Source organism: Deltaproteobacteria bacterium, from assembly GCA_020848745.1.
Taxonomy (GTDB): Bacteria; Desulfobacterota; Binatia; order UTPRO1; family UTPRO1; genus UTPRO1.
This window is the reverse complement of sequence record JADLHM010000010.1, coordinates 1-26582: the sequence shown is the minus strand read 5'-3', so window position 1 is coordinate 26582 and position 26582 is coordinate 1. Positions and strand designations below refer to the sequence as shown.

Genomic DNA, 26582 nt, shown 5'->3' with positions numbered 1-26582 from the left:
TCCCCTCCCGTCGCCGGGCTTCAGAGCGCCGTCGCATCGCGGCGTCGCACGTCCTCGGAATACCTTCCAGGTATTCCTGCGGGTTGCTCCTTGCGCTGCTCGGCGCTCTTCGCCCGGCTCGGTCCGGGGATTTCTTCACAACCTCTGACCGCCGGGCCCGCGGGGAAGACAACGGAGAGGGTGGGATTCGAACCCACGGTAGGTGTTACCCTACACACGCTTTCCAAGCGTGCTCCTTCAGCCACTCGGACACCTCTCCAACCGTCGCACCGCCACGAGGACGATGCGCACCGCCAACGACCGGAACGAGAGAACGGAGAGGGTGGGATTCGAACCCACGGAAGCTTTCGCCTCACACGATTTCGAGTCGTGCCGTTTCAACCGGGCTCACGCACCTCTCCGTGCGACCGCAACCCGCTCCCGTCCTGGTTCTCCTGTATCAGCGAGACTGTCAAGTCTCCGGACGCCCGCGGCAAGGCCGCTCGAGGGCGCGATGCTCGCCGTGTGGACGCGGCGCGCGGCATCCCCGGGTCGCGTGGCTACGCCGGCGATAGGATGACGACCGGGATCTCGCGCGCCGGCCGGGCGCGCGCCTGGTACTGGTCGAAGTCCCGGTTCAGGGCGACGAGCTTCGGCCAGTAGTGGGCGCGCTCCGCGCCGTCGGCGGTGCGCGCGCGCATGCGGCGGACCCCCTGCCCGATCTGTACCTCCACGTCGGGATGCGCGCGCATGTTCAGGTACCAGAGCGGGTGCTGGTCCATTCCGCCCTTCGACGCGACGAGGACCAACCGGTCCCCGTCGCGGAGATACACGAGCGGCACCGTCAGGGCGCGGCCCGTCTTCCGCCCGGTCACGGTCACGAGCGCGATCGGCTCGCCGTGGATCCACTTGCCGAAGAGCCGTCCGCCGCTCAGCCGGTACGCCCAGGTGTTCAGGCGGCTCATGACGCGGATGACGGGTTTGGCGATCGCGACCTCGGTCGCGCTGAAGGGTCGGGCCTCTTTCATCGTGTCGCCTCCTGGAAGGGGTGGTCGGGACTCACGGTCGAGGAGTTGGGGGCGTCAGCGCGTCCGCTCGAGCCGTCGGTAGATCGCGAAGTGGCGGACGGCGTCCTGCTTGCGTCCGGCGCGCTCGTAGAGGAGCGCCGCGTTGTAGTGCGCGTCGGCGAGCCCGGCGTCGGCGGCGATCGCCCGCTCGTACGCGGGCAGCGCCTCGTCGGGACGCTGGCGGTCCTCGAGCAGGACGCCCAAGTTGTACCAGGCGAGGGCGTGCTCCGGGGCGTGCTTCAACGCCTTCCGGTAGTGACGCTCGGCGGGGCCGTGATGCCCGGCGGCATGCAGCAGGCATCCGAGGTTGATGTGCGCCATGATGGACGTCGGGTCGCGCTCGAGGGCGTGGCGGTAGGCCGCCTGCGCCTCGATCGGAGATTCGTGCTCGAGCTCCATCGCGAGGTCGCACCATTCCTCGGCGCTCGCGTTCGGCGGCTCGGGCGGCGCGTCCGACTTGTCGCGACGGCGCGGCGCGAGCGCCGCCACGCGATTCGCGCCGCGCACGACGCGGGCGACGTCGAAGTTGAAGAGGAACTGCCCCGAGTCCGGTTGCCACCGGCTGCGGCCGTCCCACGCGACGACGCGCCGGCCGTCGGCGTAGATCGTGAGCTCGGTGAGCGCCCGGTCGCCGATCTGGCGGCGGAGCGAGCCGAGCACGCGCGCGATCTGCGGCACGGGCACACCCTTGGCCATGAGCCCGCGCATCGTGCGCAGCACGACGAGATCGACGAAGCCGAACCGCATGCGCCCGCGCGGATCGCGCGGCGGCTCGAGGAGTCCCGCCCCGACGCATTGCCGCAGCCGGCGCGGCGTGACGCCGAGGATACGCGCCGCCTGCGCGGTGTCGAAATGCGGCGGCCGTTGCGTCGCGGGAGCGTTCACCCCGATTTTTTGCGGGCGCGCTTCGCCGCCGCGCCGCTCTCGGCGGCGCGAGCGGCGGCGGTCGGTCGGCGCGCGGTCGGGGGCTTGGCGCCGTGCTCGCCCTTGCTCGCGGCGGCACGACTCCTCGGCGCCCGTCCGCGCGCGAGACTCTCCTTCAAGGCGTCCATGAGATCGATGACCCGCGCCCGCGGCGCGGCGGCGCCGGGTGCCTCCGCGACCTCCCGGCCGGCGATCTTCTGCTCGACAAGCGCCTGCACGCGGCCGCGATGGGCGTCGTGGTAGGTTTCGGGGCGGAACGCGTCGTTGGAGAGCTGCTCGATGAGCTTGCGCGCGAGGTCGACCTCGGCGGGACGCGCCGGGGCCGCCCCGACGGCGTCGGTGATCTCCGCGAGGCCGCGCACCTCGTCGGCGTAGTAGAGCGCGTGCATCACGAGGCCGGCGTCGAGCGCCCGGATGAGCACGAGATGCTCCTTGCCGTGGCTCGTCCATTGCGCGACCGCGCCTTTGCCGGTGTCGCGCATGGACTGCGCCAGGAGACGGTAGGCCTTCTCGGCGCCCGTCTCGGGGCCGAGGTAGTGCGCGTTCTCGAAGTAGAGGGGATCGACCTTCGCGAGCGGGACGAACTCCTGGATGTCGATCGAGCGATTGGCCGCCGCTTCGAGCGCTTTCAGCTCCTCGTCGGTGAAGAGGACGTACTGGTCTTTCGAGAACTGGTAGCCTTTCACGATCTCGCGACGCTCGACGACGCGCTCGCAGGTGGGACAGAAGAGCTGCTGCTTGATGCGGCTCCGACAGGGCTGGTGGAGCATGTTGAACGAGAGCGATTCGGAGCTCGTCGCGACGTACAGGCGTACGGGAATCGACACCAGTCCGAAGCTGATCGTTCCCGAGCCGATCGAACGTGCGGCCATACCCTCCCCCTTCCGACCACCCGTCTAGCATACGGCGCGCGTGGATCGGTAGCAGCGAACGGGCCGGATCCTAGCGGCGCGCGGAAAAGAACTCCCGGAGCAGGTGACGGCACGCCTCCTCGGCGACCCCCGTCACCACGACGATGCGGTGGTTCAACCGCGGGTCCTGCGTCAGATCGACGACCGAGCCCGCCGCGCCTCCCTTCGGGTCGGGGCAGCCGAAGACGATCGTCGCGATGCGGGCGTGCAGTGCCGCCCCGACGCACATCGCGCACGGCTCGACGGTCGCGTACAGGACCGCGCCCGGCAAGCGGTAGTTGCCGGCGGCGCGCGCGGCGGCGCGGAGCGCGACGACCTCGGCGTGCGCGGTCGGATCCGTCGTCGTGATCGGGGCGTTGCCCCCCGCGCCGAGAAGGCGCCCCTCCCGCACCACGACGGCGCCGATGGGGACCTCGCCCGCCGCGCCGGCGCGCGCCGCCTCGGCGAGCGCGCGTGCCATCCACGCTTCGTGTTCGGCCTGCATGCGCCCAGCCGTGCCGGAGCCGCGGGCGAAGCGCAACGCGTCCCACGACGCCCGAAGCGGCCGCGCCGCGTGGCGCGATTGACTGAGCGGCGCGCGCGCCGCACGCTCGTCGGCCCGATGTCGTCCGCTCCGCCCCGCCGTCTCGTCGCCCTCGCTCTCGCGGCGGTCTACGTGGCCTGGGGCTCGACCTACCTCGCGATCCGCGTCGGCGTCGGCCACCTGCCGCCGACGGTGCTCGCGGGGCTGCGGTTCCTCGTGGCGGGAGGCGCGATGCTCGCGGCGCTTGCGGCCGCCGGTCGCCTGGCGCCGACGAGCCGCCGCGAGAAGCGCGCCATCGCGCTCATCGCGTTCGCCATGCTGATCGGCGGCAACGGTCTGGTGGTGTGGGCGGAGCAATCGGTACCCTCCGGCCTCGCGGCGCTCGTCGTCGCCACCGTGCCGATCTGGATGGCCGGGCTCGCGGCGCTGCCGCCGGCGCGCGAGCGCCTCCCCGCGGCCGCCGTCGCCGGCATCCTGCTCGGCTTCGCCGGGGTCGCCGTGCTGGCGCGTCCGAGCGCCGGCGGCGACTTCGCCGGGACGTTCGCGCTCCTGGTCGCGTCGTTCTCCTGGTCGTGCGGCTCGATCTACGCCCGCCACGCCGGCATCCGCGCCGATCCGGTGACGGTGACGGCGTGGGAGATGCTCTTCGCGGGCGTCATGTTCCTCGCAATCGGCACCGCGACCGGCGGCGTCTTCGCGGCGCGCTTGGATGCCGCCGGGCTCGCCGCGATCGCGTACCTGGTCGTCGTCGGATCGTGGATCGGTTTCACCGCCTACGTCTGGCTGCTCGCGAACGTGCCGGCGGCTCAGGCGGCGACCTACGCCTACGTGAACCCGGTGATCGCGCTGCTGCTCGGGTGGTGGCTCCTCGACGAGCCGATCACGCCGGCGATCCTCGTCGGCTCGGCGATCGTGGTGGTGGCCGTCGCGCTCGTGACGACGGCGCGCGTGCCGGCACGGAGGCCCGCGGGGTCCGTGGTTGACCCCGTGGACGCCCCTGCGTAGAAGACGCGGCCGTACGACGCCCGGCGGAGGAGCGATCATGACGACCACTCGGACGATGCGGTTCATGCGAACGGCGGTGCTCGCGGCGGCGCTCGCCGTCGGTGCAGGCGCCATGGCGTATGCCGAAGACGGCAAGCCCGGACTGTCGGCCGCGGGCGACATCGGCGCGGCGCTCGGCAAGCTCGGCGCGGGCCGCGACGTCGAGATCGTCCTCGCGAACGGCAAGTCGTACCGCGGCAAGCTCGGGACCGTCGGGGGCGAGACCGTGCTCCTCACGCAGATCGCCGGCAAGGAGTTCTACGACGTCCTGATCGATCTCGACGAGGTGGCCGCCGTCGAGCTGCGCGTCCGGGGCAACTGAGTTCCCGCCTTACCGGGCGCGGCGCGCCCCGCTACAATCACGCGGCCGTACCGGAGATCTGGTCCCCGTGAGCTCCCCCGTCCCCGCCGACATGCAGTCCGCGCTGATCTTCGTGATCGGGCCGCCGCGCTCGGGCTCGACGCTGCTCATGCGCATGCTGAGCTCGCACTCGGCGATCTACAGCCGGGCGGAGCCGCACCTGTTGACGCCCCTCGCCCACCTCGGCTTCTACGACACCGTCGATCAGGCGCCCTTCGATCACCTGCAGGCGCAGCAGTCGGTGCGCGAGTTCGTGGGCGACCTACCGGGCGGCGAGGCCGACTACCTCGACGCGTGTCGCGCCTACACCGACGTGCTGTACGGCCGGATGCTGGCGGCGCGCGGCAAGGGCAAGCGGTTCTTCCTGGACAAGACGCCCGCCAACGCGCTGGTCCTGCCGTTCATCGCCAAGCTCTACCCGCGGGCACGCTACGTGGTGCTGACGCGGCACCCCGCGGCGATCTGGAGCTCCTACGCCAACTCCTTCTTCGACGGCGACTACGTGGCGGCGCGCAAGTTCAACCCGGTCCTGAACCGCTACGTCCCGGCGATGGCGCGCTTCATTCGAGACCGGACGGTACCGTTCGTGCGCGTCGGCTACGAAGCCCTGGTGCAGGATCCGGAAGCCGAGATGCGGAGGGTCTTCGAGTTCCTCGGCGTTCCGTTCGAGGCCGGGGCGATCGACTACGGCAAGCACGAGCACGAGTCGAAGGGCCTCGGCGACCCGCTCGGCGTGCAGCGGCACTCCCGGCCCGTCACGGATTCGGTCGAGAAGTGGGCACACGAGCTGGCCGGCGATCCCGCGAAGCTCGCGATCGTCCGCGACATGGTGGGCGCGATTCCCGACGGAGACCTCGAGACCTGGGGCTTCCCGCGCGCGAGCGTCTTCGCGCCGGTGGAGGCCGCGGCGCGCGCCGGCGCCAAGCCGGCGCCGAAGCCGCCCTTCTTCGACCGGTACCGGTTGCAGCGCAAGGCTCTCGTGATGCTGCGGCGGAACATCCAGGAGAACGCGTTCGGCCGCGTGGTGAAACGCGTTCGACTCGTGTGCGACGTGCTCCTGCGCGGCTGACCGCGACCCGCACGCGGCGCGCGACCCGTCGCGCGCGTCGGCATCGAGCGAGGAACGCCGGTCAGAGGCCGAGCATCGCGGGCGTGACGTCGGCGAGCGACTCGACGACGAGCTCGGCGTCGCGATAGCGCTCGCGGTCCATTCCCGGATCGGGCACCACGAGGACCTGCATGCCGGCGGCGTGCGCGGCGGCGACGCCCGCGGGGGCGTCCTCGACGACGAGGCAGGCGGCGGGATCGGCGCCAAGCTCGCGGGCCGCGACGAGGAAGATGTCGGGCGCGGGCTTGCCGCGCCCGACCCGCGGATCGTCGCCGAGGACCACCGCGGAGAACACCCGCCGGAACCACTCGCCGTGGCGGAGGGTCTTCAGTGCGAAGAGCCGCGTGTTCGAGCTCGTCGCGACCGCCTGGGGCACGCCGCGCGCGGCGAGCGCCGCGGTGAGTTCGAGCGCGCCCGGCATCGGCCGGGCGTCGGGGAACAAGCGCTCCAGCATCGCCTCGCGCTCGCGGAGGTACGCTTCGGGAGCCATGGGGAGCGCCAGCGTCCGCACGAGGTATCGGGCGGAGTCGATGGCGGGACGGCCGATCATGTTGCCCTTGATCGACCAGTCGAAGCGCTTCCCGAACCGGCCGACGATCGCCTGGGTCACCTCGGTGTAGAACCGCTCGGTGTCGAGCAGCACGCCGTCCATGTCGAAGACGACGTGGGTAACGGGGCGCGCGAGGCTCACGCGGCGGCGCCCGCGGCGCGATCGGTCGGCATGAGGGGCGAGAGTAGCAACTCCCGGCGAGAACGCGAGCCGCGCGCGCCGCGAGGTGATCCGCCTCCCGCGCCGCGGCGGTACGGAGCCGGCCGGAGGTCAGCGCGGCGGGCAGCCGGAGCTCGCGAGGGAGTGCCCCACCATCGCGAGCAGCTCGTCGGCGCGCGGCGCCTGCGCGGCGAGGAGCGCCTCGACGCGACAGGCGCCGGTCCGCAGGACGCATTGCTGGTAGTCGGCGAGCGACGCGAGCGACGGAACGTCGACGGCGGCACACGTGGCGTCGAGCGCGTCGAGGTTCGCGGCGCGCGCCGCCCGCAGGGTGGCGTACGGGATCAGCGACTCGCCGCAACGCTGCGTCACGGCGCGCGTGAGGGCGCGTTCCTCGGCGCTGCTCGCCGCCGCGCCCTGGTCGCACTTCGTACGCGCCTTCGCGAGACAGGCGCCGTCGTCGGGAGCGATCTGGACGCAGGTGAAGACCCCGTCGACGCATTTCGCGAGGCGCGCGAGGCGTTTCTTCGCGAACGTCGTCCCCGCCCGTACGACCGCGGCGGTGCAGGCGTCGAGCGCCTTCCCCTCTCCGCCGGGATCGCCGACGGCCGCGCCGTCGCCGCCGTGGTCGGGGAGACAGACGACGCTGTCGAGCGTCGACGCGTTCATGCCCGGAAGGCGCAGCAGCTCCTTCGCGCGCGGTTGCAGGATCTCGAAGATGCCGGCGCTCGCGCAGGCATGGCTCCCGACGACGCAGGCGAGGAGATCGTCGAGCGAGGCGGCCTCCGCGCCGCAGGCGGCGCCGCCGTAGCCGAGACCGGCCGGCGCCAGCACGTCGGCGAGGGGCACGGTTCCTCCGCAACGCTTGCGGGCCGCCGCGGACTGCTTGCGGTCGGCGGACGCGAGGGCTCCGAGCGCGCTCCGGCAGCGCGTGGCCGCCTTGGCGAGGCAGCCGGCGTCGCCGGGCTTGGTCTGCACGCAGCGGTGGACGGCGCGGCCGCAGCTTCCGAGGTTGCCGAGTCGGGCCCCGACGAGCTGTACGCCGGCCTTGAAGAGGGCGCGCTGACATCCGACCGCGGCCTTCGCGCGCGGCGCGCCCGCCAGGCTGCCCGCGAAGGTCGGCGCGGGACGGGGCGTCGCGCCGCTGGTCGGACCTCCGCCGCCTCCCGGAGCGGTGCTCGCCGTCGCCGTCGGCGTCGGAGCGGGGGTCGGGGTCTCGGACGGATCGCCGGACGGCGTGCTGCCCGCGCTTCCCGTGCTCGTCGGCGCGGCTTGACCGCTTGCGCTCGGCGCCGGAGTCGCCGCCTCGCCCGCGCTCGGGCTCGGCGTATCCGTCCCGGCGGGACTGCCCGTCGGCGTCGGGCTTGCACCGTCGCTCGGCGCCGGCCCGGGAGTTCCGCTTCCCGCCGCGGTGGGCGTGGCCTCGCCGCCGCCGGTCGTAGCGCCGGCATCCGGTGTCGCGGCCGGCGTCGGCGTCGCAACCAGCGGCGGGAACTCGCAGCTCGCGGGACACCCGTCGCCGCCGTGGACGTTGCCGTCGTCGCACTGCTCGCCCGGATCGACGACGCCGTCGCCGCAGCGCTCGCGTCCGCCCGCCCGTACGACGTCCGCGTCCGCCCCGAATGCGCCCGCGCTCATCGACCAGACCGCGTTCCAGACCCCGTCGGCCGCGGCGAGCTGCGGCGCCACGTCGCGCCGCGTGTCGCCCCCGGCGTCGGGATCGAGCGCCCGCGGCGCCGACCAGTGCGCGCCGCCGTCGATCGAGTGCGCCACCAGCACATCGTAGTCGCCGCCGAGGGTGCCGCCGAGCGTGTCGGTCGACTCCCAGACCGCCACCCACGTTCCGCCGTCGGTCGCGAGCGCGGGGGCGCCGTCCTCCCCGGCGTCGATGGCGGCGTTGGCGTTGAGCGCGGCGGGCGCGCCCCACGTGATGCCGCCGTCGGTCGAGCGCGCCGTCAGCACGTCGAGGTCGGAGCCGAGCGCACCGGCGAGGTCCTCGTCGGAAACCCACGCCGCGACCCACGTTCCCGCGCCGTCGGTCGCGATCTGCGGCCGATCATCGAGGCCCCGGTCGCCCGCCGCGTTGCCGTTCAGGAGCGCCGGCGGGCTCCAGGTCGCGGCGCCGTCGGTCGAGCGGGCGGTGAGGACGTCGAAGTCGTTCCCTTTGGTGCCGCCGAGCGTGTCGCTCGAAGCCCAGACGACGACCCAGCGTCCATGGCCGTCGGTGGCGAGTTGCGGCCGCTGGTCGCCGCCCCGATCGGTCGCCGCGTTGGCGCCGACGGGCGCCGGCGGGCTCCAGGTGAAGCCCCCGTCGACGGAGCGCGCGACGAAGACGTCGCGGTCGCTGCCGGTGCGCTCGTTGGCGTCCCACACGACGACCCAGGTGCCGAGGCCATCGGTCACGATCTGCGGGTGGTCGTCGTTGGCCGCGTCGCTCCCGGCGTCGATGTGGAGCGGCTGCTTCGCGCTCCAACTCTGCCCGTCGTCGGTCGAGCGCGCCGTGAAGAGGTCCGTGTCGAGGCTGTTGGTCGCGACCCAGACGGCCATCCAGAGGCCCCGTCCGTCGGTGGCGAGCGCGGGCGCGAAGTCGAACTCGCCGTCGGTCGCGGCGTCCACGTTCACCGCGACCGGCAGGCTCCACGAAATGCCGAGGTCGCGCGAGCGCGCCGCCAGCACGTCGGAGTCGGCGCCGAGCATGCCGCCTGCGCCGCGGGTCGCCGCCCAGAGCGTGACCCACGCGCCGTGCCCGTCGGTCACGATGCGCGGCGCCGTATCGTTGCCGGCGTCGGTCGCGGCGTCGGCGACGATCGGCGCGGCCGGCCCGAAGACCGGGGCCGCTGCGCCGGCCCGCGTCGCGAGCGCGGGCATGCCCGCGAGCACCGCGACGCCGACCAGGATCCGCCAACCTCCGCCCGGCATCGTTCCCGCCTCCCCGCATCGAAGGAGAGCAGGTTCCATGCCCGCGGCCGCGGCGCTCCGCGCCGGGCGCGCGCGCCGCCGGGGGGACGAAACGACCCGGCAAAAAGCTCCGGGTCAGCCGTGTGACGCGACCTCAGCCGAGGAGCGCGACCGGGATCGGTACGACCTTGGCGCGCAGGTACTCGCCGAGACTCTTCGCTTGCGGATCGCTGCGGAGGGAAGCCGCGACACCGTCGCCGAGGAACCCTTTGAGCACGAAGTTGAGCGCGAGGAGGTTCGGGAAGTCGAAGCGGTCCACCTCGAGCGTCCGCGCCTCGCTCAACAGCTCGCGCAGGCGGCCGACGGTGAGATAGTCCGCGAGCCAGCGGTACGCCGCGGGCGTCCGCACCCAGACGCCGACGTTGCCGTTGCCACCCTTGTCGCCCGAGCGCGCGCCGCAGACCGCGCCGAGCGGCACGTCGCGCGTCGGGCCCGCCGGCGCGGGGGGAAGCGCGATCGCCGGCGCCGTCGGCTTCGCGAACGTCGCAGGCGGATCGACGTGCGGAACCGGGATCGACGTCCCGCCGATTACGAGCCGCTGCTCGACCGCCGCCGACGGCACGAGCGTCGGCCAGTAGACGCCGATCTGCGATGCGTCGATCGGCGGGCTCGTCATGAAGAACCCGGGATAGCTCGCGAGCGCCATCTCGACGACCTTTCCGGAGAACGCGCGGCCGACCTTGGCCGCATCGGGGTCCTTCACGCTGATGGTGAGGTAGGCGAAGGCTTCCTCGTTGGTGCCCGGGTCCGGACGGTCGCCGCGCCGCAGCGTCGCGCGCGTCTCCGCGAAGCGCTCGCGTCCGCCGACGAGGGTCCAGAGCGTGTTTTCCGCGAGCCTGGCCTTCTCCTCGATGTCGAGGCCGGCGAGCACGAAGGTCATGCTGTTCTTGTAGCCGCCGAAGTAGTTGACGCAGACCTTCGTCGTCGGCGGGGGCGGCTCGCCCTTGATGCCGTGCACGAGCACGCGGTCCGGGCCTTCCTGCGCGAGGCGGATCGTGTCGAAGCGCGCGGTCACGTCGGGGTTCGGATAGAGCGGCCCGCCGATCTCGTAGAGCAGCTGCGCCGTGACGGTGCCCACCGAGACGAGCCCGCCCGTTCCGGGATGCTTGGTGATCACGAAGCTGCCGTCGGCGCGCATCTCGGCGATCGGGAACCCGGGGTGCGCGAGGTCGGGCACCTCCTTGAAGAAGGCGTAGTTGCCGCCGGTCGTCTGCGCGCCGCATTCGATGATGTGGCCCGCGACGACGCCCGCCGCGAGCCGGTCCCAGTCGTCGCGGCTCCAGCCGTGCTTCCACGCCGCCGGTCCGAGCGTGAGCGCGGCGTCGGTGACGCGCGGACAGATCACGAGGTCGGCCCCGCGCTCGAGGGCGGCCGCGATGCCCCAGCCGCCGAGGTACGCATTCGCGGACAGCACCGGCGCCTTCAGCTCGGCGAGCGGCAGACCCTGGTCGAGGTGCGTGAGCTTCTCGCCGCCCGCTTGCAGCGCGTCGAGCTTCGACAGGATGTCGTCGCCTTCGAGGTGGGCGACGACCGCGTGGACGCCGAGCTTCTGGTAGAGCGCGCGCGCCGCTTCCGCGCAGCCGGCCGGGTTCAGGCCGCCGGCGTTCACGACGATCTTGATGCCGCGCTCCTTGCACGCGACCGCGATCTCCTCGAGCTGGCGGAGGAAGGTGCGCGCGTAGCCGAGCGATCCGTCCTTCAACTTGTCCTTCAGCAGGATCATCAACGTCAGCTCGGCGAGGTAGTCGCCGGTCAGGACGTCGATCGGTCCGCCCTCGACCATCTCGCGAGCCGCGCTCAGGCGGTCGCCGTAGAAGCCGCTGCAATTCGCGATGCGCAGGATGTCGGTCATCGCAACGTCCTATCCCGACGGATTCCGCTCTTCCACACCGGTGTCAGCTCGCCCAGCTCGGCTTGCGCTTGGTCGCGAACGCCGTCATCCCCTCCGCCGCCTCGGGCGACGCGAAGAGCTCGGCGATCTTGGCCTCGGCGTACGCAAAGCCCTCGTCCATCGAGAGCCGGCTCACGGTGCGGATCAGCCGCTTCGCTTCCCTGACGGCGTTCGGCCCGCCGAGGGCGATCGCGTCGACTTCGGCCTGCACCGCCGCGGTGAGGCCGCCCGCCGGCACGACCCGATGCACGAGCCCGTAGTCGCGCGCCTCCGCCGCCGAGAAACGCGCGCCGGTCAGGAAGAGGCGCATCGCCTGGTGCACGCCGAGCTTCGGAAGCACCACCACCGAGATCATCGCCGGAACGACGCCGACCCGGACCTCGCTGAAGCTCAGGGTCGCGGAGTCCACGGCGATCGCGATGTCGGCCGCGGCCACGAGGCCGACGCCGCCGCCGAACGCGTGGCCGTTCGCGGCCACGATCACCGGCTTCGGGCCGTCCCACATCGCCCGTAGGATCCCGACGAAAGGGTTCGTCGCTCCGCTCCCCGGGGCTACCGCGTCGCCGCGGTTCTTGAGGTCGGCCCCGGCGCAGAAGGCCGATCCGGTGCCCGTCAGCACGATCGCGCGCGCCGCGGGGTCGGCAAAGGCCGTTTGCAGGTGGGCCCCGACCTCGGCGACGAGCGGGGCCGAAAGGGCGTTGCGGTTCTCCGGAGAGTCGAGGACGATCCAGGCCGCGCCCTCTCGCAGCTCGTACCGCGTCATCGTCGTCGTCACATGTCCTCCTCGCTGGCGGGTGCGATGGCGTCGTGCTTGCGAGCTTTACAACCGCGCGCGGACCGGCGTAAAGGATCGCACCCCCCGGGGAGTCGCCCATGAACGGCATTCACTCCCATGCCTCGCGATCATCCGCTCGCGTCGTACGACGACGCGCATACGGCGGCGTGTCCGCGTGGTAGCCTAGAGCTCGTCCGGAGAGGATCGATGATCCACGACGCCACCGCTCTTGCCCTCGAAGTTGCCGTGCGCGCCCTGCTCGCGCCGAGCGTCCTTGCCACCCGCTGGCTCCTGCCGCCCGCCCCCTGCGGGGAGATGGCCCCCGACCTGCCGGGCATCGGGCGCTCGCCGCTCGTTGCCGCGAAGGTCATCGTGGACGAGATCTTCTTCATGAGCGAGGTGCTCCTCGCGCGCTTCGTGAAGGGGGCCGATCGCGAGCGTCTGCGCGCCGAGATCGGCGATGCGCTCGCGTTCTTCGACGAGGCCGGATGGCTCGCCGATCCGAGGAGCTACCACGCGCGGCCGCCCGCCCTCGAGCCGCGCGCGCTCGCAGACGCCTCGAGCTTCGGACGAACGTATCGCCACCTGACCTTCGCGAGCGAGTTCGAGCCCCGCGCGGGCGAGCCGGGCGGCGACCGCTGGCACGACCGCACCGCGAATCGCACCGGGCACGTCTGGCTCCTGCAGCATCCCGGCCCGCCGCGCCCCTGGCTGGTGTGCCTGCACGGCTATCGCACGGGCTCACCGCTCACGGGCTTCTTCCAGTTCAGTCCGCGCTGGCTGCACGAAACGCTCGGCGTGAACCTGGCGTTGCCCGTCCTGCCCCTGCACGGCCCGCGCGCGAGCGGATGGCGGAGCGGCGAGGGCCTCTTCTCGGGCGAGATCCTCGACCTCGTGCACCTGAAGGCTCAGGCCGTGTGGGACCTCCGCCGGCTGCTCGCGTGGCTCCGCGCCCGCGACGGTATGCCGGTCGGGCTCTACGGCCTTTCGCTCGGCGGCGGCGTCGCGGCGCTCACGGCGGGCCTCGAGGACGACCTCGCGTGCGTCATCGCGGGAATGCCGATGGTCGACGTCATGGGACTGGTGGAGCGGCACGTTCCGCCCTTCGTTCGCGGATTCGTCGAGCGCTTCGGCATCTCGTTCGACGAGGTCGGGCGCCTCCTGCGTCTCGTGTCGCCGCTGGCGCTCGCGCCGCGCGTGGCGAGCGACCGCCTGTTCATCTTTGGCGGCGTCGCCGATCGCATCGTCCCGACGGGCCAGATCCGCGCTCTCTGGGAGCATTGGGACCGCCCCCGCATCGAATGGCACGGCGGCACCCACACGTCGTTCGGGATCGAGTCGAAAGTGGGCATCCTCGTCGCCGAAGCGCTGGCCCGCACCCGCATGGCCGCGGCGTAATCGTTTTCGCGCGCACCGAAACATCGGGCCACCCGCCCGTTACGACTCAACGGTTCTCGACGGTTGCGCCCGCGCTACGACTCGCGGGGCTCCACGACGACGAGCACCTCGTCCGGATCGACCATCTGGCCCACCTCGACGCGCACCTGCTTCACGACGCCGACATCGCGGGCGATCATCTGGTGCTCCATCTTCATGGCTTCGAGGACCAGGAGCACGGTCCCCTTTTCCACCTCGTCGCCTTCGCTCACCCTCACCTCGCGGATGATGCCCGTCATCGGCGCGAGACAACCGCCGGCGAGGTCCTCGCGCTCGGCCGGCGGGAAGCGCGGAACCGGGACGAGCGCCGCAGTGCCGAGGGGACCGTGGACCACGAGCGCGTCATCGCAGGCGACCACCGCGAACCGGCGCCGGACGCCGTCGATCTCGACCGCGATGCCGCGCCCGTCGACCGCGTGTACCAACGCGCTCGCGGGCGGATCGCCCTCGAGCACGAAGCGGTCGCCGGGCTCCGCGACGTACCGGACTTCCACCGGCTCGCCGCCGACGAGGTAGGCGGCGTCCTGCGCGCGCCAGCGGCTGTTGCGCCATCCGGACGGCAGGCTCTCCGGCAGCGGCCCTCCCGCACGCCGCCGGCGGGCGTGCTCCCAGAGCGCCGCCGCGATCGCGTGGATCCGATCGTGCGCCGGCGTCCGCGGCGTACGCCGCGCCGCGGGCGGGAGGTGTTGCTCGATGAAATGCGTGTGCAGCGCCCCGACTCCGAACGCCTCGTGGTCGAGCACGGCGAGGAGGAAATCGCGGTTGGTGGTGATCGGCCCGACGCCGAGCCCGGCGAGCGCCCGCCGCAGGAGGCGGGTTGCCTCAGCGCGGGTCGGCGCGTGGGCGATGATCTTCGCGAGCAGCGGATCGTAGTGGACGCCGACCTCGCTCCCCGACTCGACGCCGCTGTCGTAGCGTACGCCGGGGAGGTCGAGCGGCTGCCAGAGCGCGACGGCGCCGGTCGCCGGGAGGAAGTCGCCCGCGGGATCCTCGGCGTAGAGACGGGCCTCGATGGCATGACCGCGCAGCCCGACGTCCGCTTGCACCAACGGCAACGGGGCGCCCGCCGCGACCAGGATCTGCCAGCGCACCAGGTCGAGGCCCGTGACGGCCTCGGTGACCGGGTGCTCCACCTGGAGCCGCGTGTTGACCTCGAGGAAGTAGAACGCGCCCTCCTGGTCGAGGATGAACTCGACCGTACCCGCGCCGACGTAGCCGATCGCGCGCGCGGCGGCGACCGCGGCCTCTCCCATGCGGGTGCGGAGCTCGGTATCCACCGCGGGCGACGGCGCCTCCTCGATGATCTTCTGATAGCGGCGTTGGATCGAGCACTCGCGCTCGCCGAGATGGACGACGTTGCCGTGCGGGTCGCCGAAGATCTGGATCTCGACGTGGCGGGGCGCGTCGAAGTAGCGCTCGATCAGCAGCGTGCCGTCGCCGAAGGCGTTCTCGGCCTCGCGGCGGGCGGTGGCGATCGCGTCGGTGAAAGCCGCTTCCTCGCGGACGATCCGCATGCCCTTCCCGCCGCCGCCCGCGGACGCCTTGATCAGAATCGGGAATCCGATGCCACGCGCGGCGGCGAGGCTCTCCTTGAGAGGGAGTTCGGCGAGCGATGCTCCGGGAACCACCGGAACCCCGGCGGCGGCCATGATCTCCTTCGCCGCGATCTTGCTGCCCATGCGGCGGATCGCCTCGACGGGGGGGCCGACGAACACCCGCCCGGCCTCGGCCACCCGCGCCGCGAACTCGGCATTCTCCGAGAGGAACCCGTAGCCGGGGTGGATGGCGTCGGCGCCCGTCGCGCGCGCCGCCTCGAGGATGCGGTCGATCGCCAGATACGACTCGCGGCTCGGCGCCGGTCCGATGCGCACGGCCTCGTCGGCTTCGGCGACGTGCGGCGCCCCCGCGTCGGCGTCGGAGTAGACCGCGACGCTCGCGAGACCCATCGCGCGCACGGTGCGCAGGACGCGCCGCGCGATCTCGCCGCGATTCGCGACCAGGACCTTGCGAATGGGTGCCGGCATGGGGCCGCTTCCTTAGCGGGCGCGGCACCGGCACGCCAGCGTTCGCCCGATCGCGAGGTGCAGGTGCGTGAGGCGGAGCCGCTGTAGCACGTGCGCCACCCGGGCTCCGCGGAACGCCTGCGATCGGTGCGCCGGACGGCCGCCGAACACGCGGCTTCCATGCGATTTTGCTTGACGAAAGCGACGTTTCCCGCGTAAGGGGGCTCTGCGTTCGCGACCGCGGGATCTTTCCGCATCGCGATCCGCGGACGCAGTGCCGTGCCGAATCGCCGAGCGCCTCGGCTTCATTACCCAAGAATCCCAACACAACGCGGGGGGCCCGAGCCCGCCACGGAGGATCCGTCGCATGACCGCAATCAGGAAGACGCTCGTCACCGTACTCGCGACCCTCGTTACGTCGAGCTTCGGCCTCGGGAGCGTCCAGGCCCAATCCATCTCGGGCGGATCCGCGAGCACCGCCGGATCGACGGCGAACTCCAATAGCGGCGACGGGTCGCGGAACTCGTCGGTCGCGGTCCAGATCAACAACGGGACCCAGTTCAAGACCCGCTTCGCGTGGAACCTGAACGCGGACGTCGGCATCTGGACCACGCGCGACACCAACGGCACGGCCCAGCACAATCTCTCGTTCAACGTCACGGCGCCGGGCGCGTACTACCTGACGGTCGATACCCAGCGGACCGGCGACATGAACCGCCGGAACGACGTTTCGGGCTGCGATGGCGCGGCCGACATCAGCGGCGTCGCCGGCTCGCAGAGCGGCGGGACGCTCACCTCGGGCTCGCTGAATCTCGCCGATCCCGGCTCCGTCCCGAACGGCGGCTCCGACGTGAGCGGCCCCTTCAACCAGACCGCGACGGCGCGCATCGACGACGTCAGCAACGGCACCTCCCAGGCGCACAGCCTGACCTTCACGTGGAGCGGGACGACGCGCAGCAACTCCTGCGAGGCCGCGGTCCGGCTCGGCGAGGGCGCCGGTTCGACGAGCGGCTGCGACGCCTGCGGCTACCCCGGGAGCCCGAGCCGCACCCAGGCGAGCGACGGCCACTTCGTGACCGTCACGCTGACGAGCCTCTGCGGCAACGGCGCCGTCGACAGCGCGCAGGGCGAGCAATGCGACGTCGCGATCAGCGGCAGCGCCTGCTGCAACTCGACCTGCCACTTCACGAGCGCGGGGACCCAGTGCCGCGCCGCGGGCGGCGTCTGCGACGTGGCCGAGAACTGTACCGGGAGCTCCGCCACGTGTCCCGGCAATGCCTTCCAGCCGAGCTCGGTGGTGTGTCGGGCGGCGGCGGGCGGTGTCTGCGACGCCGCCGAGAATTGCACCGGCGCGGCGGCGGCGTGTCCGCCGGACGGATTCCTCAACAGCGCGACCGTGTGCCGCGCCGCGGGCGGTCCGTGCGACGTCGCGGAGAACTGCACCGGTTCGAGCCCGACGTGTCCGGGAGACGGCTTTGCCTCGAGCTCGGTGGTCTGTCGTTCGACGGCGGGGGTCTGCGACGTCGCCGAGAGCTGCACCGGCTCCGGCGCGGCGTGCCCCGCCGACGTCTTCCAGTCGAGCGCCACGGTCTGCCGCTCGGCGGCCGGCGTGTGCGACGTGGAGGAGACCTGCACCGGATCGAGCGCCACCTGCCCCGGCGACTCGAAGAGCTCGAGCGTCTGCCGGCCCGCCGGCGGCTTCTGCGACGTCGCCGAGTCGTGCGACGGCGTCGGCGACGCCTGTCCCGCCGACCAGCTCGCCCCCAACACCACGGTGTGTCGTCCGGCGAACGGCGTCTGCGACCTCGCGGAGACCTGCGACGGTTTCGGCATTTTCTGTCCGCCCGACACGAAGAGTACGGCGTCCTGCCGCGCGGTGGCCGGCGTCTGCGACACCGAAGAGATCTGCGACGGCGTTGCTGACGACTGCCCGACGGATGCCTTCCAACCGAGCAGCGTCGAGTGCCGGGCCGCGGCCGATGTCTGTGACGCGGCGGAGAGCTGCACCGGCGCCGCCGCCGATTGTCCTGCCGACGCCGTCGCGCCGGCCTCCACGGTCTGCCGGCCGGACGCCGGCGACTGCGACATCGAGGAGACCTGCACCGGCGGCGACATCGCCTGTCCCGCCGACGCGCTCGAGAACGACGGGACGACCTGCAGCGACGGCAATGCCTGTACGCTCGACGACGTCTGCCTGGCCGGTGTCTGCACCGGCGATTCGCAGCTCTGCGGCGACGGCACGCTGCAGGGCGGCTGCGGCGAGCAATGCGACGACGCGAACCTCGACGCCGGTGACGGGTGCTCGGCGACGTGCCAGGTCGAGCCCGGGCTCGGATGCACCACGGGGCCGCTCTCCGGATGCCGACGGCCCTTCGTGCCCGGGAAGGCGTCGATCCAGCTCGCCAAGAAGGGTGGCGTGAAAGACACCATCAAGTGGAAGTGGCTGAAGGGCGAGCGCACCACCCTCGCCGAGTGGGGCGCGCCGCTCGCCGGCACCAACTACCAGGTGTGCATCTACGATCCGTCGGGCCTGCGCTTCGAGATCACCAACCCGGCCGGCGGAACCTGCGCCGGGAAGCCGTGCTGGAAGGCGAGCGGCTCCAAGGGTTTCCAGTACAAGGATAAGGAGCTGACGCCGGACGGAGGCTATCAGTTGAAGCTGAAGGAGGGCGCGCTCGCGAAGGCCCAGATCCAGTTCACGGCGCGCGGCACGGCGCTCGCCATGCCCGATCTCACGACCCTCGGGCAGCCCCTCACCGTGCAGATCCAGAACGGTGACGGACTCTGCTGGGAGGCCGTCTACAGCGGCCCGCCGACGACGCAATCGCCGAGCAAGTTCAGCGACAAGGCCGATTGAAATGAAGACGACCGCCGTGGCCCGTTTTCTCGGAATCGGCCTCGCGCTGGCGGCCGGAGCGCTCGGACTCGATCGAGGAATCCCTCCCCGCGCGACGACGAGCAGTCTCGTATCCGAAGCGGGGGCTCAAAGCCCTCCGCCACTCGACCATTTCCAGTGCTACCAGTCGAAGACGGCGGCGGGTACGGCAAAGTTTCTGCCCATTCCCTTCCTCGTCATGTCGGATCGTTTCGGCGAGTGGCTGTTCTCGGTCACGAAGCCGACCGACCTCTGCAACCCGGCGAATGTCGACGGGAGCGACCCGAGCGCCCCGACGCACACCGAGCACCTCGAGAGCTACCAGATCAAGCGCGTACCCGGGACCGGCAAGTTCGCCAAGCTGCTCAATCAGACGACCGCCGATGTCTGGGGTGAACTCACGATCGACCTTCTCAAGCCCGAGCGGCTGCTGGTGCCGAGCGCGAAGAGCCTCAGCTCGCCGCCGAGCGCGTTGAGCGGCCCCGTGACCGACCACTTCACCTGCTACAAGATCCGCACCTCCCCGAAGACGCCCAAGTTCGTGCCGCGCCTCGCTACGGTCGTCCACGACCAGTTCGGCCCGCTCTCCGTGAACGTGATGAAACCGCGCAAGCTCTGCGTCCCGACCAACAAGGCGGACGAGGAACCCGGCGCGGAGCTGCACTCGGAGCATCTTCTTTGCTACTCCGTGAAGCTGCAGACGACCTTCACGCCTATCCGCGCCTACACCGCCAACCAGTTCGGCAGCGAAGCACTCGACGTGAAGAAGCCGTTCGAGCTCTGCATCGCGGCCCAGCTGAACCCCTCGGGGCCGACGCCGACGCCGACCTTCACGAGCAACGCGACGGCGACCGTGACGCCGACCTCGACCGCGCCGACCCCGACCCCGACGCTCACGCCGACGGCGACGCCGACCTTCACCGTGGGGGTCACCGCGACGCCGACGGTGACCCGGACGCCGACTCCGACCCGTACCCCGACCCCGACCCCGACCGGGACGCCGATCTCGCGTACGTGTACCTTCGCCTCCAGCGACAGCAAGCTCTCGCTCCAGCTGAAGGGCACCCCCCTCGGCAACCTCCGCATCCAGACCGCGACAGGCCCGGGTGGTCTCAGCGGCTCGCAAACGATCCAGCTGAGCGGCCAGGACGGAAGCGGCGCGCGTCAGCTCACCGTCCCCGCGAGCTCGATGGTCTTCAACCCGATCGACATCAATCTGGCCGGCAACCACGTGCGCATCTGCGTCGAGAGCGCCGGTATCGACGGCACGGGCAAGATCGACTGCAACGGCGGCGATCCGAACCTCGACTACCAGGCCCGGGCCGATCACAACACGAATACCGCTCCCGGCGGGAACGGCGGGCTGCCGCAGGATCCCGGGTGCGACGACACGCGGACGGACCCCTCCGGCGCCGTCGACGCTGCGTGCCTGGAAGGACCGGGCTCGACCTGCAACCCGAACTCGCCGCATGCCGGGACGTGCAACAGCCCGACGGAGTTCGCGGAGAGCGGCGCGTTCGACAACGGTGACGTGCGGCTCAACGAGCTGCTGACACTCCGTCTCGTGAGCGACGTCGGTGTCGACGGGATCCAGTGCACGGCCGACGACACCTACAGCCAGCCGGCGACGCTGAGCGCGTTCTTCACGACGGGCGTCGCGCGCGGAACGGTGTACGATGCCAACAACGTGGCGGACAGCCTGCTCGACCACGCAGGGTCGGGCTGTGCGAGCTGCATCACCCAGGTGACCGGCGCGCCGCGTGCTTGCAACCAGATCGTCGCCGGGGCCAATAGTCTCAACGGCTTGAAGCTCGTCGGAGCGCTACCGGTCATCGACATTGCCCAGTTCCCGGGCGCGCCGGAGTACTACGACGCGGCGGTCACTCTCGAGATCACGTGTCACTGACGGTGCGGTGCCGGGAGGCAGCACGTAGGAGGCGTTTTGTGACGACTACCCCCTCGAAGCTCTGGCTGGCGCTGGCGGCGCTCGCGCTATCGTTTCCCACGCTCGCGGCGGCACAGCATGCGAGCGACACCGGCGCCTGCGTCAACGCCATCAACAAGGGCATGCGCAAGGTGACGCTCGCGGCCTCGAAAGAGCTGCGGGCGTGCGTCGCGAAGAAGGCGGGCGGACTCCTCGGCATCCAGACGGTCGCGCAGTGCATCGCCGCCGGGCCGGCGGTCCAGAAGGCAACGCTCGGCGCGCTGATCTCGGCCGACAACAAGTGTGGCGGGCTCCCGCCCGTCTTCGGCCCGCCGAGCATCAACCTCCACGGAGCGCGCGCCGTCGAGATGAGCCAGGCGCTCCTCCAGGATCTCTTCGGCGCCACGCCGGACCCGGTGCTCGCGACCGACTCGAACGTGATGGCCTGCCAGACGGCGCTCCTCAAGGCGGCGGCGAAGTGCGAGGACTTCCGCATCAATTCCTTCAACAAGTGCAAGAAGGAAGGGCTGAAACGCGGCTTCGTGACCGACGCCGTCGAGCTGCAGGCGGCCTGCCTCGGCACCGGCGTCATCCAGCCCGACCCGACCGGTGGCAAGATGACGAAGACGTGTGTGACCGTGCCGGCCGCGAAGATCGAGTCGGCGTGCGCCGGCCGCGGCGTGCCGCTTGCCCAGGCCTTCCCGGGCTGCGCGGCGTCCACGTCCGCCGGGATCGCGGCGTGCGCCGATGAGCGCGTGCGCTGCCGGATCTGCACGCTCCTGAACGACGTCGACGGGCTCGCGCGCGACTGCGACCTCTTCGACGATGGCAACGACGGCAACGAGAGCTGCGCCGAGCCGCCGGAGTGCGGCGACGCCGACGTCGAGACCGACGAGGGATGCGACGACGGCAACCAGATCCCCGGCGACGGCTGCAGCCCTGGCTGCGAGGTCGAGAGCGGCTGGACCTGCGGCGGCGCGCCGAGCACGTGCGCGCCCGTCTGCGGCGACGGCATCGTGAGCGGCGGCGAGGCCTGCGACGACGACAACACCACTTCCGGCGACGGGTGCAACGCCGCCTGCCAGGTCGAGGCCGGCTACAGCTGTCCCGGCGAGCCGAGCGTGTGCTCCGCGATCTGCGGCGATGGCCTCAGGCGCAGTGGCGAGGTCTGCGACGACGGCGGGCTCCTCCCCGGCGACGGGTGCAGCGCGACCTGCAGCATCGAAACCGGATGGACCTGCAACGGGGCCGAGCCGACCGGCTGCTCGCCGATCTGCGGCGACGGCCTGCTCCGCGGCGGCGAGCTCTGCGACGACGGCGACCTCGGCGGCGGCGATGGCTGCAACGCCACGTGCACGCCCGAGGCGGGATGGCTCTGCACCGGCGAGCCGAGCCTCTGCACCACCGTCTGCGGCGACGGCCTGATCAAGCCCGGTGAAGCCTGCGACGACGGCGGTCTCGATCCCGGGGACGGGTGCAGCGCCGGCTGCACCATCGAGGGCGGCTGGCTCTGCGCCGGCCAGCCGAGCGGCTGCAACACGGTGTGCGGCGACGGCCTCCTCCGGGGCAGCGAGGGCTGCGACGACCACAACCTCGGCTCCGGTGACGGCTGCAGCTCGGTATGCACCGCCGAGGACGGCTACCTCTGCGTCGGAGAACCGAGCGTCTGCACGGCGGTCTGCGGCAACGGTCTCATCAGCGGCACCGAGGTCTGCGACGACGGCGACGTCCTCCCGGGCGACGGCTGCGGCGCGACCTGCACGATCGAAGCCGGCTGGACCTGCGACGGCGAGCCGAGCGGGTGCGACCCCATCTGCGGCGACGGGCTCCTCCGCGGCGCCGAGGTCTGCGACGACGACAACACGGCCCTCGGCGACGGGTGCAACGCCGTATGCGGCATCGAACCGGGCTACGTCTGCACCGGCGCGCCGAGCGTCTGCACGCCGTTCAGCGTGACCATCACGTCGCCCGCGCACGGCATCTTCACGACCGCCTCGTCGGTGACCGTGACCGGTCAGGTGGTGAACCTTCCGCCCGCCCAGGCTTCCCTCACCGTGAACGGCGCGCCGGTCACGGTCGCGGGCGACGGGTCCTTCACGACGTCGGTCTCGCTCAGCGCAGCCAGCGTCTTCAACCCGATCCGCGCCCACGTGGTGGACACCGTGAACGGGAGCGCGGCGAACGCCCGGGTGGTGGTGATCCGCGGCGCGTCGATCGCGGACGGCGCCAACTCACCTTCGAGCGTGGGGCTCCGCGTCACCGACACGGGCCTCAACACCGTCGAGCCGCTCATGGCCGACCTCGCGGGCTCCGGCCTCGACCTCGGCGCGCTCGTGCCGGTCGGCACCGTGCTCATCAACGACGAGTGCTTCGTCGACGGCGGCATCCTCGGGTGTCTCGGCCGCGCGACGGTCACGGTCCGCGATCCGTCCCCCTCCTTCCAGAGCTTCGCGTTCGCGGCGGACTCGATGGCCAATTTCGTGCGCACGGTGATCACCGTGAACGACATCCGCGTGAACGTGTACCTGACCGGCTCCGGGCTCGTTCCGAGCTGCGACATCGCCATCCACGCGAACTCCGCGACGTTCACCGGCGACTATACGATGTCGCCGCTGGCAGCCGATCCCGCCAACATCGACGTGAACCAGCAGGGCGCCCTCGGCGTGAGCTTCACCGCGTTCACCGCGAGCTACGGAGGGACGTGCGATCTCCCAGTGGTCGGTTCCATCATCCAAGCCTTCCTGCCGGACCTCGAGCAGCTCACCGTCGATGCCATGAAGGGCTACCTGGAGGATCCCGATGGGAGCGGCCCGCAAGACGGTCCGATCGGCGACGCCATCGAGGCGGCGCTCGCCGGCATCACGATCGCCGGTCCGGTCGGCCAGGCGCTCAGCGTCAACTTCGAGGCGCCGCTGAACGCGGTGAACGAGGACGTCAACGGCATCAGCTTCATCTCGGACGGCGAGTTCACCTCCTCGATCGGCACGGGACCCGGCCAATGCCAGCCGCCCGCCGGCGCCCCGAACCTCACCGCGTCGCTCGCGGTCAGCGAAGGCACGCCGAGCTTCCCGACCAACACGCCGATCGGCAACGTGCCGTACGGGCTCGCGATCGCGATCTCCAGTGAGGGCTTCAACCAGCTCCTCAAGGCGCAGACCGAGTGCGGTCTCCTGGTGACGAGCATCAGCAGCCTCGATCTCGGCACCGGCGTCGTGCCGCTCACGGCGCAGGTGCTCTCGATCATCATGCCGGAGTTCGCCGCCTATCCCCCGGCGACGCCGTTCCGCATCGACGTCAAGCCGACGCTCGCCCCCATCGTGCTCGCGCAGGCGGGTCCGTCGGGTGAGCTCGCCACGCTCAAGTTCGCGCATCTCCTCGTCTCGATCGTGCAGAACGACGGCAGCAACCTCGAGGTGCTGCGCGGCGCCGTCGACGCGAAGCTCGGCATGAACTTCGCCTTCGCAGGCGGCGGATTGCAGTTCAACCTTTCGACGCCGGCCACGAGCGACATCACGGTGGCGGTGCTGCTGAATCCGCTCGGCGTGAACGAAGCCGCACTCGAGCAGGACGTCCTGCCGCCGTTGATCGCGACCCTCGTTCCGTCGCTCGCCGGCGGCCTCGGCAGCTTCCCGCTCCCCGAGTTCTTCGGCCTGAGCCTCTCCGGGCTCGAGGTGACGCGCTCGGGCGAGTTCCTGTCGCTCTACGTGAATCTCGTCCCCACCCCCTGACTCCGGGGAGGGCGCTTCCCCTCCATTCCTTCGGGACGGCCGACGGCGCCATGGGGCCGTCGGCCGTTTTCGTTTCGCGGCCTCGTGCCTTGACCATGCGCGTGCCGCACCGCTAGGAGCTTCACGGATTCGGGTCGCCCCTCTCCTTCATCGGATCAGAGTGCTCGCCACCGCCGCTCACCGCCGTCTCCGGATTCTCACCATCCTGGCGTGCCTCGCCGTCGCGAGCGAAGCCGGGGCGGTCTCGCGCACCTGCGGCGCCGACGCCGTCGTCAACACCACCAACGTGCTCTGCGCTTCCGGCAGCTGCACGGCGGCGCTCGTGCGGGTGACCACGGCGATCGAGGTGACTGCCGGGGGCTGCGAGTTCGACCTCGGCGGGCGGGCGGTCAGCTTCGAGAAGAACTTCCAGATGACGGGCCTCGGGTTCATCCGCGTAGTGAACGCGGGGAACATCACGGTCACCTCGACCGGCAAGCTGAATGCCCGCGGCGATTTCGTACAGCCGAACGGGTTCATCGTGCAGGGCGGGCTCGTGTCGCTCACGGGCTCGGGCGTCGTCAGCATCGATGGCCAGATCGACGTCACCGGCGACAGCGCCGGAACGGTCCGGCTGGTCGGAGCCGGGAACGTGACGCTCGAGTCGGGATCTTCCGTGACGGGTCGCGGCGTGAGCTCGTTCCCCGATCTCGGCATGCTCTACACCGACGGCGGCGAACTCGAGATCATCTCGAACGCCGGCAACGTGACCATCAACGGCGACGTCGTGCTGGCCGGCGCGAATCAAGGGACGGGCGGCACGCTCGACATCACGGCGGCGCGGACCGTCACCGTGAACCGCAGCGTCGACGTGAGCGGCGGCGGCGGCGACGGCGGCGAGATGGCGATCCTGGCCGGCGACGACGTCGTCATCAACAACGGAACGATCAACGCCGATAGCAGTGTCGGCGCCGGCTTCGGAGGCATGATCGACATCACGAGCGGCGTGGACGAGATCGGCGGCGTCGTTCCGGGCGGGGACACCCTGGTGACGAGCGCGTCGTTCGTGCTGCGCGGCAGCACGACCGATCAGTTCGCCGGCGACGGCGGCGAGGTCGGCGTCCTGGCCCTCGGCGACATCCGCTTCACCGGGGCCGGCATGGTGATCCGGGTCGACGCGGGCACCAACTTCGACGGCTCCGGCGGGACCGTATCGCTCGACTCGGGCGACACCGGATACTTCACGCTCGGGCCGGACGAGGGCGACATCCAGGTCACCGGGATCGTCTCGATGAACGGCGGCAACGCCGGCGGCGACGGCGGCACCTTCGACGCGTCGGCGGGACGCGACCTCACGATCACAGCGGCGATCAACGCGAGCGGCTACGACGCCGGGGGCGAGATCTACGGCGAGGCCGGCCGCGCCGTGGTGTTGAACGGGCTTCTCACCGCCGACGCCCTGAGCGCGACCGGCGACGGCGGGTTCATGGCGTTCGCCGCCGGCATTGCTTCCGACGCCGGGAACGCCGGGACGCTGTCCGTCCAGAAGAACCTCGACGCCAGCGGCGGCATCGGAAGTTCCTCGCGGCAGTCGATCTCTCTCGCGGCCTGCGCGCTCTCCGTGGCCTCGAACGTGAAGATGGACGGCACCGCCGGCACCCTGAACGGGATCAACGGGGGTGCGAGCATCGACCTGATCTCGAAGCGCGCGATGCAGCTCGGCAGCAACTCGCAGTACCTCGCCGGACCGGGCGGGACGAACACGACCATCCACCCGGCCGGAGCGAACCCGGTGCTCGCCGGCGGCACGGTGTTCAACCCGCCGCGAGTGGACAGCGTGGTCGCAACCGGCCCATACCCGAACTGTCCCGTCTGCGGTGACGGCATCCGTCAAACGGGCGAGGTCTGCGACAAGGGCGCCGCCGCCGACGGAGCGTGCTGCAACGCCGCCTGCAATCAGCTTCTCTGCGTCACTCCGACGCCGACTCCGCAGCGGACCGCGCCGCCGATCCCTACGGCCACCAGGACCGCCACGACCACGGCCACGGCGACCGTGTCAGCCACCGCGACGCCGGTCGCGTCGGCCACGACGACCGCGACCCGCACGGCGACTCCGACCCCGACCGCCACGACGACCGCGACCGTGACCGTGTCGCCGACCGCAACCCCGGTTCCGACCGCGACCGTATCAGCCACCGCGACGCCGGTCGCGTCGGCCACGACGACCGCGACCCGCACGGCGACTCCGACCCCGACCGGCACGGCAACCGCGACCGTGACCGTGTCGCCGACCGCAACCCCGGTTCCGACCGCGACCGTGTCAGCCACCGCGACGCCGGTCGCGTCGGCCACGACGACCGCGACCCGCACGGCGACTCCGACCCCG

At 71.6% G+C, this 26582-nt stretch carries 17 protein-coding genes and 2 tRNA genes; 8 read left to right on the top strand and 11 right to left on the bottom strand.

The genetic code is table 11. The annotated features are described in order from the left end of the window. Positions 1 to 172: 172 nt before the first annotated feature. The 6 genes from IT293_01085 to IT293_01060 form a co-directional block, all read right to left on the bottom strand. Positions 173 to 259: transfer RNA gene (locus tag IT293_01085), tRNA-Ser, on the bottom strand. Between the two features lie 55 nt (positions 260 to 314). Further along, positions 315 to 401, bottom strand: a tRNA-Ser gene (locus IT293_01080). Between the two features lie 138 nt (positions 402 to 539). After that, positions 540 to 1007 carry a nitroreductase family deazaflavin-dependent oxidoreductase gene (locus tag IT293_01075; GenBank protein ID MCC6763230.1) on the bottom strand — a complete coding sequence of 156 codons (468 nt, stop codon included), beginning with the start codon at positions 1005 to 1007 and terminating at the stop codon, positions 540 to 542. 54 nt (positions 1008 to 1061) lie between these two features. After that, the gene (locus tag IT293_01070; protein MCC6763229.1) at positions 1062 to 1931 is read right to left on the bottom strand and encodes a tetratricopeptide repeat protein; all 870 of its coding nucleotides are present in this window, start codon (positions 1929 to 1931) and stop codon (positions 1062 to 1064) included. Further along, positions 1928 to 2842, bottom strand: a complete 915-nt coding sequence (locus IT293_01065; GenBank protein ID MCC6763228.1) for a Ku protein — start codon at positions 2840 to 2842, stop codon at positions 1928 to 1930. Before IT293_01065 ends, IT293_01070 begins: the two co-directional genes overlap by 4 nt. 70 nt (positions 2843 to 2912) lie before the next feature. After that, positions 2913 to 3365: a nucleoside deaminase gene (locus IT293_01060; protein ID MCC6763227.1), complete on the bottom strand. Its 453-nt coding sequence runs from the start codon at positions 3363 to 3365 to the stop codon at positions 2913 to 2915. Positions 3366 to 3434: 69 nt separating this feature from the next. Here IT293_01060 and IT293_01055 point away from each other — a divergent pair, with 69 nt between their 5' ends. The 3 genes from IT293_01055 to IT293_01045 all read left to right on the top strand — a co-directional run bounded on the left by IT293_01055 (position 3435) and on the right by IT293_01045 (position 5878). Continuing rightward, positions 3435 to 4409, top strand: a complete 975-nt coding sequence (locus tag IT293_01055) for an EamA family transporter (GenBank protein ID MCC6763226.1) — start codon at positions 3435 to 3437, stop codon at positions 4407 to 4409. Between the two features lie 37 nt (positions 4410 to 4446). Further along, positions 4447 to 4770 (top strand): hypothetical protein, encoded by a 324-nt coding sequence (locus tag IT293_01050; GenBank protein MCC6763225.1) that lies wholly within the window; start codon positions 4447 to 4449, stop codon positions 4768 to 4770. Between the two features lie 67 nt (positions 4771 to 4837). Beyond that, positions 4838 to 5878, top strand: coding sequence for a sulfotransferase (locus tag IT293_01045; GenBank protein ID MCC6763224.1), 1041 nt, complete (start codon positions 4838 to 4840; stop codon positions 5876 to 5878). Positions 5879 to 5939: 61 nt separating this feature from the next. On the opposite strand, the gene IT293_01040 is transcribed toward IT293_01045, so the two are convergent. From IT293_01040 to IT293_01025, 4 genes are all read right to left on the bottom strand, one after another. After that, entirely contained in the window at positions 5940 to 6608 is a 669-nt protein-coding gene (locus IT293_01040; GenBank protein MCC6763223.1) for an HAD-IA family hydrolase, read from the bottom strand. Positions 6609 to 6737: 129 nt separating this feature from the next. After that, positions 6738 to 9545 carry a hypothetical protein gene (locus IT293_01035; GenBank protein ID MCC6763222.1) on the bottom strand — a complete coding sequence of 936 codons (2808 nt, stop codon included), beginning with the start codon at positions 9543 to 9545 and terminating at the stop codon, positions 6738 to 6740. Positions 9546 to 9678: 133 nt separating this feature from the next. Beyond that, on the bottom strand, positions 9679 to 11436 hold the full coding sequence (locus IT293_01030; GenBank protein MCC6763221.1) for a DUF1446 domain-containing protein: 1758 nt from the start codon (positions 11434 to 11436) through the stop codon (positions 9679 to 9681). A gap of 43 nt (positions 11437 to 11479) precedes the next feature. Beyond that, positions 11480 to 12238, bottom strand: a complete 759-nt coding sequence (locus IT293_01025; GenBank protein ID MCC6763220.1) for an enoyl-CoA hydratase/isomerase family protein — start codon at positions 12236 to 12238, stop codon at positions 11480 to 11482. A 219-nt stretch (positions 12239 to 12457) separates the two neighbouring features. Between IT293_01025 and IT293_01020 the strand changes: the two genes are divergently transcribed. Further along, entirely contained in the window at positions 12458 to 13648 is a 1191-nt protein-coding gene (locus tag IT293_01020; protein MCC6763219.1) for a hypothetical protein, read from the top strand. Between the two features lie 74 nt (positions 13649 to 13722). Here IT293_01020 and IT293_01015 read toward each other — a convergent pair whose 3' ends face one another. Next, the gene (locus tag IT293_01015; GenBank protein ID MCC6763218.1) at positions 13723 to 15711 is read right to left on the bottom strand and encodes an ATP-grasp domain-containing protein; all 1989 of its coding nucleotides are present in this window, start codon (positions 15709 to 15711) and stop codon (positions 13723 to 13725) included. 688 nt (positions 15712 to 16399) lie between these two features. On the opposite strand from IT293_01015, the gene IT293_01010 reads away from it, so the two are divergent. The 4 genes from IT293_01010 to IT293_00995 all read left to right on the top strand — a co-directional run. Beyond that, the gene (locus IT293_01010) at positions 16400 to 18547 is read left to right on the top strand and encodes a hypothetical protein (GenBank protein ID MCC6763217.1); all 2148 of its coding nucleotides are present in this window, start codon (positions 16400 to 16402) and stop codon (positions 18545 to 18547) included. Between the two features lies 1 nt (position 18548). After that, complete coding sequence (locus IT293_01005) at positions 18549 to 20471, top strand: hypothetical protein (protein MCC6763216.1); 1923 nt, start codon at positions 18549 to 18551, stop codon at positions 20469 to 20471. A 38-nt stretch (positions 20472 to 20509) separates the two neighbouring features. Next, positions 20510 to 24217, top strand: coding sequence for a DUF4215 domain-containing protein (locus tag IT293_01000; protein MCC6763215.1), 3708 nt, complete (start codon positions 20510 to 20512; stop codon positions 24215 to 24217). 160 nt (positions 24218 to 24377) lie between these two features. Continuing rightward, the coding region (locus tag IT293_00995) for a hypothetical protein (protein ID MCC6763214.1) at positions 24378 to 26582 on the top strand (2205 nt) is incomplete at its 3' end.

Bases quoted from the DNA above. Each gene is read 5' to 3' on its own strand.
- IT293_01025 (MCC6763220.1), bottom strand. From the start codon at position 12,238: ATGACGCGGTACGAGCTGCGAGAGGGCGCGGCCTGGATCGTCCTCGAC.
- IT293_01035 (MCC6763222.1), bottom strand. From the start codon at position 9,545: ATGCCGGGCGGAGGTTGGCGGATCCTGGTCGGCGTCGCGGTGCTCGCG.
- IT293_01060 (MCC6763227.1), bottom strand. From the start codon at position 3,365: ATGCAGGCCGAACACGAAGCGTGGATGGCACGCGCGCTCGCCGAGGCG.
- IT293_01020 (MCC6763219.1), top strand. From the start codon at position 12,458: ATGATCCACGACGCCACCGCTCTTGCCCTCGAAGTTGCCGTGCGCGCC.
- IT293_01065 (MCC6763228.1), bottom strand. From the start codon at position 2,842: ATGGCCGCACGTTCGATCGGCTCGGGAACGATCAGCTTCGGACTGGTG.
- IT293_01050 (MCC6763225.1), top strand. From the start codon at position 4,447: ATGACGACCACTCGGACGATGCGGTTCATGCGAACGGCGGTGCTCGCG.
- IT293_01030 (MCC6763221.1), bottom strand. From the start codon at position 11,436: ATGACCGACATCCTGCGCATCGCGAATTGCAGCGGCTTCTACGGCGAC.
- IT293_01005 (MCC6763216.1), top strand. From the start codon at position 18,549: ATGAAGACGACCGCCGTGGCCCGTTTTCTCGGAATCGGCCTCGCGCTG.
- IT293_01075 (MCC6763230.1), bottom strand. From the start codon at position 1,007: ATGAAAGAGGCCCGACCCTTCAGCGCGACCGAGGTCGCGATCGCCAAA.
- IT293_01015 (MCC6763218.1), bottom strand. From the start codon at position 15,711: ATGCCGGCACCCATTCGCAAGGTCCTGGTCGCGAATCGCGGCGAGATC.
- IT293_01010 (MCC6763217.1), top strand. From the start codon at position 16,400: ATGAACCGCCGGAACGACGTTTCGGGCTGCGATGGCGCGGCCGACATC.